A 21,973-nucleotide genomic window follows, 5' to 3' on the forward strand; every position below is an offset into this window, starting at 1 on the left:
GAGGAGGAGTAGTTCCGATGGGTGTCGCACAGGATCGTTGCCTGGACCGGCTGTTCGTCGAGCAGGCGGCTCGGACGCCGGACCGGATCGCGCTGACGTACCGCGACGAGTCGATCAGCTACGCGGAACTGGACGCCAGGTCCGACGAGTTGGCTCGACTGCTGGTCGCCGAAGGGGCCGGCCCCGAGCGGTTCGTCGCGCTGGTGCTGCCGCGGTCGGCCGAGATGCTGGTGGCGGTCCTCGCGGTGCTCAAGTCCGGTGCGGGCTACGTGCCGATCGATCCCGAGTACCCGGCCGAGCGGATCGCCTACGTGCTGGCCGACGCCCGGCCGGTGCTCACCCTCACCACCGCCGAGGTGGGCGGGGCGCTCGCCGGGCTCCGGACGGACGGCCACTGGCTGGCCCTCGACGACCCGGGCACGGCCGCGGCCCTGGCCGCGGCGGCGACCACGGCCCTGCCCACGGCCGGCCGCAGCCCGCAGGACCCCGCGTACGTCATCTACACCTCGGGCTCCACCGGGCGGCCCAAGGGCGTCGTGATCCCGCACGGCAACGTGGCGCGGCTCTTCGCCTCGACCGCGCACTGGTACGGCTTCGACGAGCACGACGTCTGGCCGCTCTTCCACTCCTTCGCCTTCGACGTCTCGGTGTGGGAGATCTGGGGCGCCCTGCTGCACGGCGGCCGGCTGGTGGTGGTGCCGCAGGCGGTGACCCGCTCGCCCGCCGACTTCCTGCGGCTGCTGGCCGACGAGCAGGTCACGGTGCTGAACCAGACCCCCTCGGCCTTCTACCAGTTGATGCCCGCCGACCGCGCCGAGCCGGAGCTGAGCGCCCGACTGGCCCTGCGCTGGGTGGTCTTCGCCGGGGAGGCGCTGGACCTCGGCCGGCTGGGGGAGTGGTACGAGCGGCACAGCGACAAGGCTCCGACCCTGGTCAACATGTACGGGATCACCGAGACCACCGTGCACGCCTCCTTCCTCGCGCTCGACGAGGCCGGGGCGGCCGCCGCCGTCGGCAGCGACATCGGCACGGCCATCCCGGACCTCGACTTCCACGTGCTGGACGCCGGACTGCGGCCGGTGGCGCCGGGCGCGACCGGCGAGCTGTACGTGGCCGGGCCCGGCCTCGCCCGCAACTACGCCAACCGGCCCGACCTGACCTCCGCCCGGTTCGTGGCCTGCCCGTTCGGAGCGCCGGGTGAGCGGATGTACCGCTCGGGCGACCTGGTGCGGCTGCGCGCCGACGGCTCCCTGGAGTACCTGCGGCGCAGCGACGACCAGGTGAAGCTGCGCGGCTTCCGGATCGAACTCGGCGAGATCGAGGCCGCGTTGAAGCGCGAGCCGACGGTCGGCGCGGCCGCGGTGCTGGTCCGGGAGGACCGCCCGGGAGACCGCCGGCTGGTCGCCTACCTGGTGCCCGCCGGGCCGGAGGCCGTCGTACCGTCGCCGTCGCGGCTGCGCGAGCTGCTGGCCGACCGGCTGCCCGGCTACATGATCCCCTCCGCCTTCCACGTCATGGAGCGGTTCCCGCTCACCACCAACGGCAAGCTGGACCGCCGCCGGCTCCCGGCACCGACCCGGCAGGACAGCGTGGCGGCGGAGTCCGTCGCACCGCGCGACGCCGTCGAGGAGACCCTGGCCGGGGTCTGGCGCGAGGTGCTGGGCCTGGCCGACGTCGGGGTCACCGACGACTTCTTCGAACTCGGCGGCGACTCGCTGTCCGCGGTGCGGGCGATCTCCCGGATCCGGGCGGAACTCGGCTGGGACCTGAGCGTCCGGGCGCTGTTCCAGGCCCGGACCGTCGCCGGCCTGGCCGACGGGCGGTCCGAGTCGGCCGCCGGGGCGCCGATCGAGCCCGTCGACCGCGACGGCCGGCTGCCGCTCTCCTCCACCCAGCGGCGCTTCTGGTTCCTCCACGAGTTCGATCCGGGCAGCGCGGCGTACAACGTCCACGTCGGCCACCGGCTGCGGGGCGCGCTGCGCGAGGACGCGCTGCGCGCGGCCCTGGCCGGGCTGGTCGAGCGGCACGAGCCGCTGCGCACCGTGATCTCCGGTGAGGACGGCGAGCCGTACCAGGTGGTCCTCCCGGCGTCCGAGGCGGAGGTGCCGCTGACCGTGGCCGACCTCTCCGCGGTGCCCGCGCAGGAGCGCGCCGCGGAACTGGAGCGGGTGCTGGCCGAGGAGGCCGCCCGGCCCTTCGACCCGGGCACCGGACCGGTGCTGCGGGCGCTGCTGGTCCGCCTGGCCGAGCACGACCACGTACTCGCCCTCGGGATCCACCACCTGGCCACCGACGGCTGGTCGATGGGCCTGATCGCCGACGAGCTGAGCGCGCTCTACACCGCGGCGGGTGAGGGGCGGCCCGCCGCCCTGGAGCCGCTGCGCATCGGCTACCCCGACTACGCGGCCTGGCAGCGCGAGCGCGTCGCCGGACCGGCGGTCGACGGGCAACTCGACTACTGGCGCGACCGGCTGGCCGGACTGAACCCGCTGGAGCTGCCGCTGGACCGGCCGCGCCCGGCCGTCCGCACCGCGGCCGGCGCGGTCCACCGCTTCGGGATCGACCACACCGTGGTGACCGGGCTCAAGGCGCTGGGCGGGGCCAACGGCGCGACGCTGTTCATGACCCTCGTGGCGGCCTCCCAGGTGCTGCTGGCCCGGCTCTCCGGCCAGTCGGACATCGCCGTGGGCACGGCCGTCTCCGGCCGTGACCGGCCCGAACTCGAGCAGCTGGTCGGCTCGTTCATCAACACCGTGGTGCTGCGCTCCGAGGTCGACGGACGGGCTCCCTTCCCGGAGCTGCTGGCCCAGGTGCGGGAGACCGTGCTCGGCGCCTTCGCCCACCAGGACATCCCGTTCGAGGACCTGGTGGACGAGCTCTGCGAGGAACGCGACCCGAGCCTCACCCCGCTGGTGCAGGCCATGGTGGTGCTGCAGAACGCCCCCGCCGGGGTGCTCGACCTCGCCGGGGTCCGCAGCGAGCCGTACGACCTGCCGCGCCGGTCGGCGGTGCTCGACCTCACCCTGGAGTTCACCGAGCGGGACGGCGCGCTCGACGTCATGGTCGAGTACAACGCCGACCTGTTCGACGCGCGGACCATCGAGGCCATGGCCGACCGGCTGCGGGTGCTGCTCGCCGCGCTCGGCACCGACCCGTACCGCAGCATCGCCGAACTCCCGCTGCTCACCGGCCCCGAACGCGAACAACTGGTGACCGGCTGGAACGACACCGCCGCCGACCACGACACCGCGCGGCCCGTCCACCGGCTCTTCGCCGAGCAGGCCCGGCGCACCCCGGCCGCGATCGCCGTCGGCGCCGGACAGCAGCGGCTCGACTACGCCGAACTCGACGAGCGGGCCAACCGCTTGGCACACCACCTGGTGGCGCTCGGCGTCACCCCCGGTGCGCGGGTCGTGCTGGTGATGGAGCGGAGCCCGCTGCTGCCGGTGGCGATGCTCGCCGTCCTGAAGGCGGGCGGGGCGTACGTGCCGCTGGCCCCCGACCTGCCGGCCGAGCGGGTGCGCCTGGTGGTCGAGGACACCGGCGCGCCGGTGCTGATCGCCGCCACCGCCGGCCGGCTGCCGGACACCCCCGCCACGGTGGTCGAACTCGACCGCGCCTGGCCGGAGATCGAGCGCCGGCCGGCCGTCGACCCGGACGTCCGGGTGGCACCGGAGGACCTGGCGTACGTCATCTACACCTCCGGCTCCACCGGGGTGCCCAAGGGCGTGATGATCTCGCACCGCTCGCTCGCCGACCTCTGTGCCTGGCACCGGCGGGCGTACCGGATCGAGCCCGGGGACCGGGCCACCCAGCTGGCCGGGCTCGGCTTCGACGCGGCCCAGTGGGAGCTCTGGCCGTACCTGACCGCGGGCGCCCGGATCGACCTGCCGGAGCCGGAGGCGCTGGACGACCCCGCCGCCCTGGTGGACTGGCTCGCCCGGGCGGGGACGACGGTCTGCTTCCTGCCCACCCCGCTGGCCGAGGTCCTGCTGGACCAGCCGGGCCTGGCCGGCACCGCCCTGCGCACCGTGCTCACCGGCGGCGACGTGCTGCACCGGCGCCCCGCCGCCGGCCTGCCGTTCCGGCTGGTCAACAACTACGGGCCGACCGAGGCCACCGTGGTCGCCACGGCCGGCGAGGTCGGCCCGGACGACTCCGACGGCCGTCCGCCCGGCATCGGGCTGCCGGTCGACAACACCGCCGCCTACGTGCTCGACCCGTACGGACAGCCCGTGCCGGTCGGCGTGGCCGGCGAACTCCACCTGGCGGGCGACGGGCTGGCCCGCGGCTACCTCGGCCGGCCGGACCTGACCGCCGAGCGCTTCGTCGCCTGTCCGTTCGGCCCGCCCGGGTCGCGGATGTACCGCACCGGCGACCTGGTGCGCCGCCGCCCGGACGGGACGCTCGACTACCTCGGCCGGGTGGACACCCAGGTCAAGGTGCGCGGGTTCCGGATCGAGCTCGGCGAGATCGAGAGCCGGCTGGGCGCCCTGCCGCAGGTCGCGCAGTGCGCCGTCACACCGACCGCGGACGGCCGCCGACTGCTCGGGTACGTCACCCCCGAGCCGGGGGCCGAACTGCGGACGGAGGCACTCGCCGCCCGCCTGCGGGAAGTGCTGCCCGGCTACATGGTGCCGGACGTCTTCACCGTCCTCGACCGGATGCCGCTCACCCCGAACGGGAAGGTCGACCGGCGGGCACTGCCCGTACCGGCGGCCGCCCCCGCGTCGGCGGGGCCGGACGCGCCGACCACCGGCACCGAGCGCGCCCTGGCGGAGATCTGGGCCGAGGTGCTCGGCGTCGACCGGATCGGCGTGCGGGACAACTTCTTCGCCCTCGGCGGCGACTCGATCCTCAGCCTCCAGGTGGTCTCCCGGGCCCGCCGGGCCGGCCTGCGGCTCACCTCCAAGGACCTGTTCCGCCGGCCGACCGTGGCCGAGCTGGCGGACGCACTGGCGGACGGGCCGGAGCCCGGGCAGCCGGCCCCCGCATCGGCGAGGGCCGACCGGGTCGCGGGACCGGTCCCGCTGACGCCCATCCAGCACCTCTACTTCGAGCACGTCCACGCCGACGGCGCGGCGGCGTTCAACCAGTTCGTCACCGTCGAACTCGCCGAGACCCCGGACGAATCGGCGCTGCGCGCCGCCCTGGCGGCCCTGCCGGAGCAGCACGACGCCCTGCGGATGCGCTTCACCCGGGCCGACGGCCGCTGGTCGCAGCAGCCCGCCGCCGAGGAGGACGCCGAGCTGCTGCGGGTGGTGGACGTCACCGGGCTCCCGGACGCCGAAGCCGCGGTCGCCGCCGCGACCGAGGAGGCCCAGCACGCCCTGGACCCGACCCGGGGCCCGCTGCTGCGCGCCGTCCTGTTCACCGCCGACGGCGCCCCGGCCAGGCTGCTGCTGACGGCCCACCACCTGGTGGTCGACGGCGTGTCCTGGCGGATCCTGCTGGAGGACCTGGAGACGGCCTACCGGCAGGCCCTGGCCGGCCGCCCGACAGAGCTCGGCGCGCCCGGCGGTTCGCTGCGGGAGTGGGCGCACCGGTTCACCGAGCTGGCCGCCGGTCGGCACTTCGACGGCGAACTCGCCCACTGGCAGCAGGCGTTCGCGGACGCCGAACACCGGCTGCCGCAGGACGGCGACGGCCCCAACCCGGTCTCCGCGACCGGGGAGGTGCTGGTCCGGCTGGACGCCGCCGCCACCGAGGCGCTGCTGCGGGACGTCCCCGAGGCCTACCGCACCGAGGTGAACGACGTCCTGCTGGCGGCCCTCGCCCCGGTGCTGGCCCGCTGGACCGGCCGGCCGCGTACGGTGATCGCCCTGGAGGGGCACGGCCGCGAGGAGCTCTTCGACGACCTGGACCTCTCCCGCACCGTCGGCTGGTTCACCTCGTACTTCCCGGTGCTGCTGGACGGCACGGCCGACCAGGCCGGCCCCGGCGCCCTGCTGAAGTCGGTCAAGGAGCAGCTGCGGGCGGTGCCCGGCCGCGGCCTGGGCTACGGCGCGCTGCGCCGCACCGTCGGTGCGCCGGAGCTGGCCGCCGACCCGCTGCCGCAGTTCGGCTTCAACTACCTGGGCCGCTTCGGCGGCACCGCCCGCGGCGGGCTGTACCGGACGGTCTCCGGGATCGGCCTGTACCAGGACGGCGACGGCGCCCGGCTGCACCTGATCGACGTCGTCGGCGCCGTCCGGGACGGGCGGCTGGAGTTCAGCTGGCAGTACGGCGAGCGGGTGCACCGCCGGGAGACCGTCGAGCGGCTCGCCCACGAGTACCTCGCCGCGCTCGCCGCGCTGGTCGCGCACTGCGCCGAGCCCGGGGCCGGCGGCCGTACCCCGTCCGACTACCCCCTGGCAGGGCTGGACCAGGAGGCGCTGGACCGGCTGGTCGGCGACGGCCGGCAGGTCGCGGACGTCTACCCGCTCACCCCGATGCAGAGCGGCATGCTCTTCCACAGCCTGGTGGACCGGCAGCGCGGACTGTACCTGGAGCAGAACCACTTCGAGCTGTCCGGCGTCCGGAGCCCCGAGCTGCTCGGCCGGGCCTGGCAGCGGGTGGTGGACCGCACACCGGTGCTGCGCACCGCGGTCCGCTGGGACGGCCTGCCGGAGCCCATGCAGGTGGTCCGGACCGAAGCCGCCCTGGAGGTGGCACGGCTGGACTGGACGGAGCTGGACGAGGCCGGCCGCCGGGCGGCCGTCGAGCGGTTCCTCCACGAGGACCGCGAGCGCGGACTCGACTTCGCCACCGCGCCGCTGATGCGGATCGCGGTCGCCGTCCTGGACGACAGCCGGGTCCGGGTGTTCTGGACCTTCCACCACGTGCTGCTGGACGGCTGGAGCGCGGCCCGGCTGCTCGCGGAGGTGCTCGCCGAGTACACCGCCCTGGCCGGGCCGCCCCGGGCCGCCGACGACGCCGAAGGGCCGGAGGGCACGACCGGCCGCGGCCGCGCCCCCGAGCGCCGCCGCCCGTTCCGGGACCACGTGGCCTGGCTGCGCGGGCTGGACTCCGCGGCGGGCGAGGAGTACTGGCGGGGCGTGCTGGCGGGCTGGGAGTCGCCGACGCCGCTGCCGTACGACCGGCCGCCGGCGGCGGGCCGCCGGAGCGCCTCCTCCGCGGAGGTGGCGCTGGGGCTGTCGGCCGAGCTGTCCGAGCGGCTGAACGCGGTGGCGCGCGAGGCGCGGGTGACGCTGAACACGGTGCTGCAGGGCGCCTGGGCGCTGCTGCTGGCCCGCTACAGCGGTGAGTCGCGGGTCTGCTTCGGCGCCACGGTGTCGGGCCGGTCGGCGGAGCTGGACGGCGTGGACGACATGATCGGCCTGTTCATCAACACCCTGCCGGTCCGGACCGAGGTCGACCCGGGCGCCGAACTGGTCGACTGGCTGCGGAAGCTGCAGGACGACCAGGCCCAGGCCCGGCAGCACGAGCAGGTGCCGCTGACCCGGCTGAAGCAGTGGGTGGCCCCGGACAGCGAGACCGAGCTGTTCGACAGCGTGGTGATCTTCGAGAACTACCCGGTGGACGACCGGCTGGCGGCCGACTTCGGCCTGGAACTGGTCGGGATCAAGGCGCGCAGCGGCACCAACTTCCCGCTGAACCTGGTCGCCTACGCCGAGGACCGGCTCTCGCTGCTGCTCCACTACGACCCCGCGTGCTTCGACGCCGCGACCGTCGAGCGGATGGCCGGACACCTGGAGGTGCTGCTCGCGGCCGTCGCCGAGGACCCGCACCGGCCGCTCGGCCGGCTGCCGGTGCTCACCGCGGCGGAGCGGCACACCCTCGGGCAGGAGTGGAGCGGCACCGTCACCGCGGACGTCGTCGACCGCCGGGTGGAGCAGGTGATAGCCGAGCTGGCGGAGCGCCGGCCCGACGCCGCCGCACTGGTCGCGGGCGACACCGTGATCAGCTACGCCGAACTCGACCGGCGGGCCAACCGGCTCGGTCACCACCTGGCCGCGCTGGGCGTCGGCCGGGGCGACGTGGTCGGGATCGCGCTGGACCGCGGCCCGGAAGCCGTGCAGGCCATCCTCGGCGTGCTCAAGGCCGGGGCCGGCTACCTGCCGCTCGACCCCGGCTTCCCGCCGGAGCGGCTGAACGGCATGCTGGCCGAGGCCCGGCCGCCGGTGCTGCTGACCCGGCGCGAACTGGCCGACCGGTTCGCCCAGGACGGCACCGCCGTGGTCTGCCTGGACGAGGAGGCGGCCGCGATCGCCGCCCGGCCGTCCACCGCACCGGAGACCGGCGCGGGCCCGCGCGACCTCGCCTACCTGATGTTCACCTCCGGCTCCACCGGCCGGCCCAAGGGCGTGATGATCGAGCACCGCTCGCTGTACAACATCGTGCTGATGGCCGGCCGGGCCTACGGGCTGGGCCCGGGCAGCCGGGTCCTGCAGTTCTACACGCTCAGCTTCGACGGCGGCGTCTGGGACGTCTTCAAGACCCTGGTGGCGGGCGCCACCCTGGTGCTGGCCAGGCCCGACGCGGTGCAGAGCCCGGAGCTGCTGCAACGGCAGCTGCGGGAGGACCGGATCGGCGCCCTGACCGTGCCGCCGGCCCTGCTGCCCGCGCTGGACCCGGACGCGCTGCCGGACCTGGCCGTCCTCGGCGTGGCCGGCGACGTGCTGCCGCCGGAGCTGGCCGAGGAGTGGTCGCACGGCCGGCGTCTGTTCAACATCTACGGCCCGACCGAGACCGCGATGGCGGTCTCCATGTTCCCGGTCGAGCCGGGCGCCGGGCACCGCACCGTCCCGCTCGGCAGGTCCGCGCCGAACATCCGGGTGCACGTCCTGGACCCGGCCCTCGCGCTGGTGCCGGTCGGCGTCACCGGTGAGCTGTACGTCGGCGGCGTCGGGCTGGCCCGCGGCTACTTCGAGCAGCCCGGGCTGACCGCCGGCCGGTTCGTCGCCGACCCGTTCGGCCCGCCCGGCTCCCGGCTGTACCGCACCGGCGACCTGGTGCGCTGGAACGCCGACGGGCAGCTGGAGTTCGCCGGCCGCGCGGACCAGCAGGTGAAGATCCGCGGCTTCCGGGTCGAGCCGGCCGAGGTGGAGAACGCGCTGCTCGGCCTGGACGGGGTCGGCGAGGCGGTCGTGGTCGCCCGCGAGGAGGAGTCCGGGCACAAGCGCCTGGTCGCCTACGTGGTGCCCGCGCCGGACGGCCCGGCGCTCGACTCCGCGGGGCTGCGCCGGGCGGCCGCCGGCATCCTGCCGGGCCACCTGGTGCCCTCGGCCTTCGTCGTCCTGGACGCCCTGCCGCTGAACCCCACCGGCAAGGTCGACCGCAAGGCACTGCCCGCGCCGACCCGCCGGGACACCGTGGCGGACGGCTACCTGGCGCCCCGGACGCCGACCGAGGAGGCGCTGGCCCGGATCTGGGCCGAGGTGCTCGACGCCGAGCGGATCGGCGTCGAGGACAACTTCTTCGACCTCGGCGGGGACTCCATCACGAGTCTGCGGCTGATGTCGCGGATGGCGGGAGCGTTCGGCGTCGAGCTCTCGCCGGGGGACTTCTTCGACCGGCCGACGGTGGCCGCTCTCGCGGAGGTCCTGGAGGAAATGATCCTGAGCAGTCTGGAAGCGGCGGTAGGGGGCGGTACGCATGGCAGGGCGTGACGGGAAGGACACCGTGGACGACACCGCTTCGAGGGAGGCCCGGATCGCCGCGCTGCCGGCCCACCTGCAGGAGATGCTGCGCAGCCGGCTGATGGGGCAGGCGCTGGACGACTGGGAGCAGGACCGGATCACCCGGGTCTCCCGGGAGGGCGGCTCGCCGATCTCCTCGGCCCAGCAGCGGCTCTGGTACCTGCACGAGATCGATCCGGAGAGCGTCGAGTACAACACCCTGCGGGCGGTCCGGCTGAGCGGGGAGCTCGACGTGGCGGCGCTGCGGGCCGCGCTGGACCTGCTGGTGGCCCGGCACGAGTCGCTGCGCACCGTCTTCGACGCGGTGGACGGGGTCGGCCTGCAGCACGTCGGGCCGGCCGGGCCGGTGCCGCTCGCCGTCACCGACCTGTCCGGACTGCCGAACGACGAACGGGAGTCCGCCGTGCAGGCGGCGCTGCTGGCGGAGGCGCGGAACCCCTTCGACCTGCGCACCGGGCCGGTGTTCCGGGCCGGGCTGCTGCGGCTGGCACGGGACGAGCACGTCCTGGTGCTGGGCATGCACCACATCGTCACCGACGGCTGGTCGCTCGGCGTCCTGATCGGCGACCTGGCCGCGCTGTACTCGGCCGAGACCACCGGCCGGCCCGCCGGACTGCCCGAACTCGCCGTGCAGTACGCGGACTTCGCCGCCTGGCAGCGGGACCGGGCGGCCGGCCCGGCGCTGCGCGGGCAACTGGACCACTGGCGGGAGCAACTGGCCGGTCTCGCCCCGCTCGACCTGCCGACGGACCACCCCCGGCCGCCGGTCCGCAGCGGCGCCGGCGGGCTGCACGAGTTCCGGGTGCCCGCCGAACTGGCCGCCCGGCTGCGCGAGGTGGGCCGCGACGGCGGCGCCACCCTGTTCATGACCCTGGTCGCCGGGGTGCAGCTGCTGCTGTCCCGCTGGGCGGGCCGCGACGACGTCGCGGTGGCGACCGCGGTCTCCGGCCGCGGCCGCGCCGAGACCGAGCCGCTGGTCGGCTTCTTCGTCAACAACCTGGTGCTGCGCAGCCGGATCGACGAGTCCCGGTCGTTCGCCGGCCTGCTGGACTCGGTGCGGACCACCGTGCTGGCGGCGCTCGACAACCAGGAACTCCCGTTCCAGCAGGTGGTCGAGGCGCTCCGACCGGAGCGCGACTCCAGCCGGCCGGCGCTGGCCGAGGTGGCGGTCAACCTGCACAACACCCCGGAGCCCGCCGCGGCGCCGGCCGGCCTGCGGATCGCGGACGTCCCGCCGCCGGTGGTCACCAGCAGCATGGACCTCTCCTTCGACTTCTTCGAGCGGGCGGGCGAGCTGACCGGCTACCTCGGCTACAGCACCGACCTGTTCACGCCGCAGACCGTCGCACGGCTGGCCGACCACCTGGTGGTCCTGCTCGGCCGGATCGCCCGGGCGCCCGGCGAGCCGATCGCCGCCCTGTCGATGCTCGGCCCCGACGAGTGGCACCGCCTGGTCGAGGAGTGGAGCGGTACGGCGCAGGGGCAGGAGCCCCGGACCGTACCGGAGCTCTTCGCGGCGCAGCTCGCCCGCGACCCGTCCGCGCCCGCCCTGGTCTCCGCCGAGGAGACCCTCAGCTACGCCGAACTCGACCGGCGGGCCAACCGGTTGGCACACCTGCTGATCGCCCGGGGCGCCGGGCCGGAGAAGCTGGTCGCGATCGGCCTGCCGAAGTCGGTGGCGGCGGTGGTCGCGGTGCTGGCCGTGCTGAAGAGCGGCGCCGCGTACCTGCCGCTGGACCTCGACCACCCGCAGGAGCGGATCCGGCTGGTGCTCGACGACGCCGAGCCCGTCCTGCTGGTGACCGGGACGGCCACCGCCGAGCGGCTCGCCTCCACGGCAGCGGCGGTCTGCCCGGACGCACCGCACACCGCCGCCGAGCTCGCCGCGCTCCCGGACACCGCGCCCGAGCCGGCGCAGGCCCTGCTCCCGGCACACCCCGCCTACGTCATCTACACCTCGGGCTCGACCGGCCGCCCCAAGGGCGTGGTCGTCACCCACGCCGGCATCCACGGCCTGGTGGCCGGCCAGTCCGCCCACTTCCGCACCGGCCCGGACACCCGGGTGCTGCAGTTCGCCTCGCTCTCCTTCGACGCCGCCTTCTCCGAGATCGGCATGGCCCTGCTCTCCGGCGGCGCCCTGGTGGTCGCCGGCAAGGACGACCTGGTGCCCGGCGAGCCGCTGGCCGCACTGCTGACCCGGCACCGGGTCACCCACGTCACCCTGCCGCCGAGCGCCCTGACCGCGCTCCCGGCGGAGCGGATACCCGCCGGCCTCACCCTGGTCGTGGCCGGCGAGGCCTGCCCGCCCGCGCTGGCCAGGCTCTGGTCGGCCGACCGCCCGATGATCAACGCGTACGGGCCGACCGAGTCGACGGTCTGCGCGACGATGAGCGCCCGGATCGACCCGGCCGCCCTCGGCGACGGCCCGGTCCCGATCGGCCGCCCGCTGCCCGGGGTCCGGGTGCGGGTGCTGGACGGCCGGTTCCGCCCGGTGCCGGCCGGCGTCCCGGGCGAGGTCTACCTCTCCGGCCCGGCCCTGGCCCGCGGCTACCTGGGCCGGCCCGACCTGACCGCCGAGCGCTTCGTCGCCGACCCGTACGGCGCGCCGGGCACCCGGATGTACCGCACCGGCGACCGCGCCCGGTGGCTGGCCGACGGCACCCTGGACTACCTGGGCCGGGCCGACGACCAGGTCAAGCTGAGGGGCTTCCGGATCGAGCCCGGCGAGATCGAGTCCGTGCTCGCCCGGCAGCCCGCCGTGACCTCCGCCGCCGTGGCCGTCAAGCAGGACGCGCGCGGCACCCGCCGGCTGGTCGCCTACCTGGTGGTCGAGGCCGACGGCCCGGGCGTGGACGAGCTGCGGGCCCACGCCCGCGGGCAGCTGCCCGAGTACATGGTCCCGGCGGCGTTCGTGCTGCTGGACCGGCTGCCGCTGAACGCCAACGGCAAGGTCGACCGGCGCGCCCTGCCCGACCCCGACCTGCGCCGCGACCCGGCCGCCACCCGGGTCGCGCCCCGCAACCCGGTCGAGGAGACCCTCGCCCGGATCTGGCAGGAGCTGCTCGGCGTCGAGGAGATCGGCGTCGAGGACAACTTCTTCGACCTCGGCGGCGACTCCATCCTCAGCCTCCAGGTGGTCGCCCGGGCCCGCGAGGCGGGCCTGCCGATAACCGCCCGGCAGACCTTCCTGCGCCAGACCGTCGCCGAACTCGCCGCCGAGGCCGCCCAGGCAGCCGAAGCCGCCGAGGCCGCCGAGGCCGCAGGGACCGGAGCCGCGGCCCGGCGCGGCCCGACGGCCGGAGACGTCCCGCTGACCCCGATCCACCACTGGTTCTTCGAACGGCTCACCGACAGCCTCGACCGGTTCAACCAGGCCGTCTGCCTCGAACTGTCCGCCGACGGCGCCGACGAGGCCGCGCTCCGCGCCGCGCTGGACGCGCTGGTCGGACACCACGACGCGCTCCGGCTGCGCGCCGAGCGCACCGACGGGCAGTGGCGGCTGCACCACCCCGCCGACGGCGCCGCCGACTTCGAGCGGATCGACCTCGCCGGCCTCACCCCGGAACGCCGGGAGGCAGCCGTCCGGGAACTCGTGGAACGGGCCCAGACCGGCTTCCCCCTGGCGGACGGACCCCTGCTGCGGGCCCGACTGCTCCCGGCCGGCGACGGCCCGGACCAGCGGCCGCGACTCCTGCTCGTCGCCCACCACCTGGTGGTGGACGCGCTGTCCTGGCACATCCTCCTCGCCGACCTGGAAACCGGCTACCGGCAGGCCCTGCGCGGCGAACCGATCGTCCTGCAGCCCCGGAGCACCTCCTTCCAGGAGTGGGCCACCCGGCTCGGCGAGCACACCCGCTCCGGCGGCTTCGCCGGCCAACGCGCCTACTGGGACGGCGTGGAGGCGGCCGTGGCGGCCGCCGCCCCGCTGCCCGTGGACCGCGCCGGGGAGAACACGGCCGGCTCGGCCCGCACCGTCTCGGTCCGGCTGGACGCCGACCGCACGGACGCGCTGCTGCGCAAGGTGCCGGGCGTCTACCGGACACAGGTCAACGACGTGCTGCTCAGCGCACTCTGGCGGGCGCTCTCCGGCTGGACCGGGGACGGCGCCGTGGCGGTCGCCCTGGAGGGCCACGGCCGCGAGGACCTGTTCGCCGACGTCGACCTCTCCCGTACGGTCGGCTGGTTCACCACCCTGTTCCCGGTCGTCCTGGCCGCCCCGGTCGGCGCCGGCTGGGGCGAGGTGCTCAAGACGGTCAAGGAGCAGCTCCGGGCCGTGCCGTCCAACGGCCTCGGCTACGGCGCGCTGCGCCGACTCGGCGGGACGGAGGGCGCCGGGGCCGCCGCCGAGCCCGGCATCAGCTTCAACTACCTGGGCCGGCTGGACGCGGGGGCGGCGCAGTCCGGCCTGTTCCTCGGCCGGCTGCCGGTCGAGGGGCACGAGCGCGGTGCCGGCCAGGCCCGGCACCAGCTGCTGGAGGTCAACGGCTGGGTCGCGGACGGACACCTGGAGTTCCACTGGGTCTACTCCGGCGAACTGCACGAGGAGTCGACGGTGCGGCGGGTCGCTGAGGCCTTCCTGACCGCACTGGGGGAGATCGTCGAGCACTGCACCACCCCGGGCGCGGGCGGCTGCACCCCCTCGGACTTCCCGCTCGCCGCACTCGACCAGGCCACGGTGGACCGGCTGGTCGGCGACGGCCGCGCGGTCGAGGACGTCTACCCGCTCACCGCGACCCAGAGCGGCATGCTCTTCCACGCCCTCTCCGAGGCCGGCCGGGACATGTACACCGGGCACTTCGGCGTCCGGCTCGACGGCGTCGAGGACGTGGCCGCACTGGCCGCGGCCTGGCAGCGGACGGTGGACCGCACCCCGGTGCTGCGCACCGCCGTGGTCTGGGAGGACGTCCCCGAGCCGCTGCAGGTGGTGCACACGGGCGTCCCGGTGACGGTCGAGCACCTCGACCTGCGCGCCCTGCCCGAGCCGGAACGCGAGGCCGAGACCGACCGGATCTGGGCGGAGCGGACCGGGCAGAGCCTCGACCTCGGCACCGCCCCGATGCTCCGGGTGGGCATCGTCCGGCTCACCGACGACGCCGTGGAGATGTTCTGGTCGACCCACCACATGATGCTGGACGGCTGGAGCTTCGCCGGAGTGCTGTCCGACGTCTTCCGGGAGTACGCGCTGCTCACCGGCGGCCAGGGCGGTGACGTCACCGCGCGCCGCCCGTACCGCGACTACGTGCAGTGGCTGGCGGCGCAGGACGACGCCGAGGCCGAGCGGTACTGGCGCGGCGCGCTGGACGGCTTCTCCGTGCCCACCCCGCTGCCCTTCGACCGGCAGCCGGTGCGGGCGCACGGCACCCGGTCCTCCCGCGAGGAGCAGGTGGGCCTCGGGCCGGAGCGCTCCGACCGGCTGTACGAGGCGGCCCGGGCCGCCCGGCTGACCGTCAACACCCTGGTCCAGGGCGCCTGGGCGGTGCTGCTCGCGCGCTACAGCGGAGAGTCGCAGGTGTGCTTCGGCGCCACCGTCTCCGGCCGCCCGGCGTCCCTGCCCGGCGCGGAGGGCATGGTCGGCCTGTTCATCAACACCGTGCCGGTCCGGGTGGCCGTCGACACCGCCGCCGAGGCCGCCGAGTGGCTGCGCGGCGTGCAGGCGGCCCAGGTGGAGGCGCGCCAGTACGAGCACGTCGACCTGACCCGGATCCAGCGCTGGAGCGGCAGCCCGAGCGGCCTCTTCGACAGCATCGTGGTCTTCGAGAACTACCCGTACGACGAGGCGGAGGCGGCCCGGTCGGGCCTGCGGGTCGGCGCGTTCCGCGGCGACGAGCACACCAACTACGCACTCACCCTGACCGCCCACGCGGGCGAGGAACTTCGGCTGGCGATCGGCTACGACCCGGCGCTCTTCGACCCGGAGACCATCACCCGGATGACCGGGCACCTCACCACCCTGCTGGACGCGCTCGCCGCGGCGCCGCACACCCCGGTGGGCGAGCTGCCGGTGCTCACCGAGGCCGAGCGGCACCGGCTGCTGGTGGAGTGGAACGACACCGCGACCCGTCTGCCGCGCGCCCGCCCCGTGCCCGAGCTGTTCGCCGAGCAGGCCGCCCGCACCCCGGACGCGATCGTGGTCAAGGACGACGACGAGGAGCTGACGTACCGCCGACTCGACGAGCGGGCCAACCGCCTGGCGCACCACCTGAAGGGCCTCGGGGTGGCGCCCGGGGTGCTGGTGGGCGTCTGCGTCACCCGCGGCGCGAACGCGGTCGTCGCCCTGCTCGCGGTGCAGAAGGCCGGCGGCGCCTTCGTCCCGCTGGACCCGGAGTACCCGGCGCAGCGGCTGCGGCAGATGCTGTCGGACGCCGACGCCCCGGTGGTGGTCACCGAGGAGCGGCTGCTCGACCGGGTCACCGGGGACGGCGCCCGGGCCGTCTGCCTCGATCGCGACCGGGAGCTGCTGGCGGCCCTGCCGGCGAGCGCGCCGGAGGGCGGCGCGACCCCGGACGACCTCGCCTACGTGATCTACACCTCCGGCACCACGGGCCGGCCCAAGGGCGTCATGGTCGAGCACCGGCACGTCCACCACATGATCCACGGCTGGGACGCCCGCTACGGCCTCACCGCGCTGCGGCCCCGGGTGCTCTCGGTCTCCAGCGTCTCGGTGGACCTCTTCTTCTCCGACTTCCTGCTGGCCGCCCTGTTCGGCGGCACCATGACGGTCTGCCCGGCGAAGGCGGTGAGCGACCCGGTCGCCCTGGCCGACCTGCTGCTGGCGGACCGGTCCGAGCTGATGATCACGGTGCCGACCCTGGCCCGCGCCCTGGTCGCCGAACTCGGCTGGCGCGGGGTCGAACCGGAGTCGCTGAAGGTGCTGATGGTCGGCTCCGAGGGCTGGCCCGTCGACGCGGCCGCCGAGGTGCTGGCCGGGCTCGCCCCCGGCACCGTGCTGGTCAACGCCTACGGCTCCACCGAGACCACGGTCGACTCGACCGTGTTCCAGCTCGGCGGCGACCCGCTGGGCGACGCGGCCTTCGTGCCGATCGGCCGTCCGCTCGCCAACACCCGGATCTACGTGCTGGACCGCGACCTGCGGCCGGTGCCGACCGGGGTGGTGGGCGACTGCTGGATCGCCGGCGGCGGCGTCTCCCGGGGCTACCTCAACCGCCCCGAGCTGACCGCCGAGCGCTTCCGGACCGACCCCTTCGCCACGACCGACGGCGCCCGGATGTACCGCACCGGCGACCTCGCCCGCTGGCGGCCCGACGGCAACCTGGAGTGCCTCGGCCGGGCCGACGACCAGGTGAAGATCCGCGGCTTCCGGGTGGAGCTCGGCGAGGTCGAGGCCGCCCTGGCCCGCCACCCCGCCGTGCACTCGGCCGCCGCGGCCGTCCGCACGGACGCCGGCGGCCCGAGCCGACTGGTCGGGTACGTGGTCGGTACCGGCCCGCTGCCCGAGCCCGCCGAGTTCCGGGCCTTCCTCGCCGAGAGCCTGCCGGCTGCGGCCGTACCCACCGCCTACGTCGTGCTGGACGCCCTGCCGGTGACGCCCAGCGGCACGGTCGACCGGCGGGCACTGCCCTCCCCGGCCGCCCCGGACACCGCCGACCTCCCGTACACCGCCCCGCGCACCGACACCGAGGAACTGCTCGCCGGGATCTGGGCCGAAGTGCTCGGCACCGCCCGGGTCGGCGTCGAGGACGGCTTCTTCGACCTCGGCGGCGACTCGATCCTGAGCATCCGGGTGATCTCCCGGATCCGCGCCGCCCTCGGCCTCGCGGTCTCCCCCCGTCAGCTGTTCGACACACCCACCGTGGCCGCACTGGCCGCCTGGCTCGACGGGCAGGGCGTCGCCGAGGAGGCCGGCCCGGTGCCGGTCGACCGGAGCGGCCCGCTGCCGCTCTCGTCCGCCCAGCAGCGCCTCTGGTTCCTGCACGACTTCGCACCCGGGGGCACCGAGTACAACACCGTGCTCGGGCTGCGGCTGGACGGGCCGCTGGACGTCGACGCGCTGCGCACGGCGCTCGCCGCCCTGGTCGAGCGGCACGAGCCGCTGCGCACCGTCTACCACACCGTCGACGGCCGCGGCGTCCAGCTGGTCCGGCCCGCCGAACAGCCCGAACTGCTCCTCTTCGAGCCGGACCGGGCGGACACGCCCGGAGCCGACGCCGAGGCCGCGGCGCAGGAGTGGCTCCGCGAGCGGATCGGGCAGCCCTTCGACCTGGTCGACGGCCCGGTGCTACGGGCGGCCCTGGCCCGGACCGGCCCGGACCGGCACCTGTTCGCACTGGTCATCCACCACATCGCCACCGACGGCTGGTCGATGGACCTGCTGGCCCGCGACCTCGGCGCCTGCTACACCGCCGCGCTGGACGGCACCGCGGCCGTCCTCCCGCCGCTGCCCGTGCAGTACGCCGACTACGCCGCCTGGCAGCGCGGGCGCCTGGACACCCCGGAGCAGCACCGCCACCTGGAGTACTGGCGGGAGCGGCTGGCCGGGCTCGCCCCGCTGGAACTGCCCACCGACCGGCCGCGCCCGGCGGTCCGGGAGACGGCGGGGGCGGTACTCGCCGTCGACCTGCCCGCGTCGCTGGCGGACCGGCTCCGGGCGCTGGCCCGGCAGCAGGACGCCACCCTGTTCATGGCCCTGGTCGCCGCCGTCCAGGTCGTGCTGTCCCGGGCGTCGGGGCAGTCGGACCTCGCCGTCGGCACTCCGACCTCCGGCCGGGGCCGCCCCGAACTGGAGGACATCGTCGGCTTCTTCGTCAACACGGTGGTGCTCCGCACCACCGTCGACGAGTCGATGAGCTTCCCGGAGCTGCTCGGCCGGGTCCGGGAGGCCGTCCTGGAGGCCTTCGTCCACGAGGAGACGCCGTTCGACCAGCTGGTCGAGGCGCTCCGCCCGGACCGCGACCCCAGCCGCAACGCCCTGGTCGAGGTCATGGTCGGCCTGGAGACCGACCGCTCCGGCGAGATCCGGCTGCCCGGCCTCCGGGTCGAGCCGACCCCGCTGGTCAGCGACGAGATCGGCCACGACCTGAGCTTCAACTTCTACGAGCAGCAAGGGCGGCTGAAGGCGGTGATCGGCTACAGCACCGCCCTGTTCGACCCGGGGACCGTCGCGTCGCTGGCCGAGCAGCTGCGGGTCCTGCTGGCCGGCGTGGTCACCGGCCACCGCCGCCTGGCGGACCTCCCGCTGCCGGACACGGCGGATTCCCCCGCCGGCCCCGAACTGCCGGGCCCGTTGGAAGGGTTCGTCGAGAGGTTCGAACGGCAGGCCGCCGACACCCCCGAGCTGACCGCGCTGGTCGGCCCGGACGGCACGCTGACCTTCGCCGAGGCCAACGCCCGGGCGAACCGGCTGGCGCATCGGCTGATCGCCCGGGGCATCGGCCCCGAGCAGCTGGTCGCCGTGGCCGGGGTCCGGGCGGTGCACACCGTGGTCGCGGTCCTCGCAGTGCTGAAGGCCGGCGCCGGGTACCTCCCGGTCGACCCCGAAATGCCCGCCGAGCGCGTCGCGTTCATGCTCGACGACGCCAGGCCGGCCCTGGTGATCGGCGAACTGCCGGGCGGGCCGCACGGCGTGCCGGTGCTCGAGGACCCGCACCCGACGGCAGAGCCGGCCGGGAACCCGACCGGGAACCCGACCGACGCCGACCGTACCGGGCCGCTGCGCCCCGAGCACCCGGCCTACGTCATCTTCACCTCCGGCTCCACCGGCCGGCCGAAGGGCGTCCTGGTCGAGCACGCCCAGTTCGCCAACTTCTGCCGCGCCATGGACGAGCGGATCGGTGGTGGCCCCGGAGACACCTGGCTGGCCGTCACCAGCCTCTCCTTCGACATCTCCACCCTCGAACTGCTGTGGACCCTCACCCGGGGCTACCGCGTCGTGGTCGCGGCCGGCACCACCGCCGACTGGGCCGCCCACCGCCGCCTGGACCCCACCCACCTGCAGTGCACGCCGTCCTACGCCCGGCTGCTGCTCGCCGACGCCGAGGGCCGCGCCCTCGTCGGCGGGCTGCGCCGGATGCTGGTCGGCGGCGAGGCCCTCGACCGTGGCCTGGCCCGCAAGCTGGCCGCGCTCTGCCCGGGCGAGGTCGTCAACATGTACGGCCCGACCGAGACGACCGTCTGGTCCTCGACCTGGACGCTGGAGGCCGGCGCGCTGGAGCGGGGCGAGGTCTCGCTCGGCACGCCCGTTCTCAACACCGTCTTCCACGTGCTGGACCAGTACGGCCGCCGGGTGCCGCGCGGCACCCGGGGCGAGCTGTGGATCGGCGGCCTCGGCGTCGCCCGCGGCTACCACGAGCGGCCCGAACTGACCGCTGAGCGCTTCACGGAGGACCCGTACGCCACCGAACCAGGCGCCCGGATGTACCGCACGGGCGACCTGGTGCGCTACCGGGCGGACGGCAGCCTGGAGTTCTGCGGCCGCATCGACGCGCAGGTCAAGCTGCGCGGCCACCGGATCGAACTCGGCGAGGTCGAGGCCCTGCTGCAGGGCCACCCGACGGTGGCCGACGCCGCCGCGGCGGTCCGGCCCGGGGCGGCCGGGGCGCCGCAGCTGGTGGCGTACGTGACCGCCGCCGGTGCCGAGGCGCCCGACCCGGCCGGGCTGCGCGCCTTCGCCCGCCGGGCGCTGCCGCACTACATGGTCCCCGCGGCCGTCGTGGTGCTGGACGCGCTCCCGCTCACCCCCAGCGGCAAGGTCGACCGACGGGCCCTGCCCGCACCCGGGCCGGTCGAGGGCGCGGAAGGCACGTACACGGCGCCGCGCACCGGGACCGAGCGGATCCTCGCGGAGGTCTGGGCGGACGTCCTCGGCCTCGAACGGGTCGGCGTGACCGACGACTTCTTCGAGTCGGGCGGCGACTCCATCCTCAGCATCCAGCTGGTCCACCGGATCCGGCAGGCCGGCCTGCGGGTGGCCTCCCGGGACCTCTTCCTGAACCCGACCGTCGCCCGACTGGCCGAGGTGGTCACCCCCGAGACGGCCGACGAGCCCGAGCCGGACGGGCCGACGACCGGGGAGGTACCGCTGACCCCCATCCAGGCCGCCTTCCTGGGCGCCGACCCGGTGGCCCCGCACCACTTCACCCAGTCGGTGCTGATCGAGCTGACCGACGACGCGGACGAGCCGTCCCTGCGCGCCGCCCTGGCCGAACTGCCCACCCGCCACGACGCGTTGCGCCTGCGCTACCGGCGGACCGCCGACGGCTGGCAGCAGTACGCGGTCGCCGCCGACGCGGTCGACCTGCTGCGGCGCCACGACCTGTCGGAGCACCCCGAGCCGGACCAGGCCGCGGAGATGGACCGGCTCGCCGCCGACGCGGACGCCGGCCTGGACCTCGGGGAGGGACCGCTGCTGAGCGCCCTCTGGTTCGACCTGGGGGCGGGCCGGCGGCCCCGGCTCTTCCTCACCGCGCACCACCTCGTGGTCGACGCGGTCTCCTGGCGCATCCTGCTGGACGACCTGCAGAGCGCCTACCGGGCCCGGCTCAGCGGTGAGCCGGCCGCACCCCCGCTCCGCAGCGCCTCCTTCCGCCGCTGGGCCGAGAAGTTGCGGCGGCACACCCGGGAGGGCGGCTTCGACCGGGAGGCGCCGTACTGGGAGGCCGTCCGGCCGGCCGCCGAGCTGCCCCGGGACGGCGACGGGCCGAACCTGGCCGGCTCGGTGGACACCGTGACGGTGGTCCTGGAGCCGGAGGAGACCGCGCAGTTCCTGCGCGCGGTCGGCCGGCTGCGCACCCCCGCCCGGGACCTGCTGCTGGCCGCGCTGGCCCGGACCCTCGGCGGCTGGACCGGCGAGCGGCAGGTGCTGATCGACCTCGAGGGGCACGGCCGTGAGGAGATCTTCGACGACCTCGACCTCTCCCGGACCGTCGGCTGGTTCACCACGATCCACCCGGTGGCCCTGGAACTGCCCGAACCGGACGCCGACTGGCCCTCGCTCGCCCGGTCGGTCCGGCGCCAGCTGCGCGCGGTGCCCGGCAACGGCCTGGGCCACGGTGCCCTGCGGTACCTGAAGGAGCCGGCCGGCCCCGTCGGTGCCACCGCGCAGGTGGTGTTCAACTACCACGGCCAGGCGGACCCGACGGCCGGGGGCGGTGACGGCGGGCTGTACCACGCGTTCCATCCCTCCATCGGCCGGGACCGCAGCCCCGACGCCGAGGTCGGCCACCTGCTGGAGGTGGTCGGCGGGGTGAGCGGAGGCAGCCTGCGCCTCAGTTGGTACTACTCCCGGAACGTGCACCACCGGGCCACGGTCGAGCGGCTCGCCGAGGACCTGCTGGCCGACCTGCGGTCGGCGGCCCGGCACGCGGCGGGGCGGTGAC

Annotated in this window: 2 protein-coding genes; both read left to right on the forward strand. The window is 75.5% G+C overall.

The features are described from left to right. Window positions 1–17: 17 nt before the first annotated feature. Window positions 18–9,611, forward strand: a complete 9,594-nt coding sequence (locus IF30_RS0104260; RefSeq protein WP_051709193.1) for a non-ribosomal peptide synthetase — start codon at window positions 18–20, stop codon at window positions 9,609–9,611. Next, window positions 9,598–21,972 carry a non-ribosomal peptide synthetase gene (locus tag IF30_RS0104265; protein ID WP_051709195.1) on the forward strand — a complete coding sequence of 4,125 codons (12,375 nt, stop codon included), beginning with the start codon at window positions 9,598–9,600 and terminating at the stop codon, window positions 21,970–21,972. The genes IF30_RS0104260 and IF30_RS0104265 overlap by 14 nt, the downstream gene beginning before the upstream one ends. The last annotated feature ends 1 nt before the right edge of the window (window position 21,973 follow it).

Origin of the sequence: Streptomyces sp. NRRL S-350, assembly GCF_000719705.1 — a bacterium.
In the GTDB taxonomy this organism is placed as follows: domain Bacteria; phylum Actinomycetota; class Actinomycetes; order Streptomycetales; family Streptomycetaceae; genus Kitasatospora.

Coding starts and splice junctions, on each gene's coding strand:
- IF30_RS0104265 (WP_051709195.1), top strand. CDS start 9,598: ATGGCAGGGCGTGACGGGAAGGACACCGTGGACGACACCGCTTCGAGG.
- IF30_RS0104260 (WP_051709193.1), top strand. CDS start 18: ATGGGTGTCGCACAGGATCGTTGCCTGGACCGGCTGTTCGTCGAGCAG.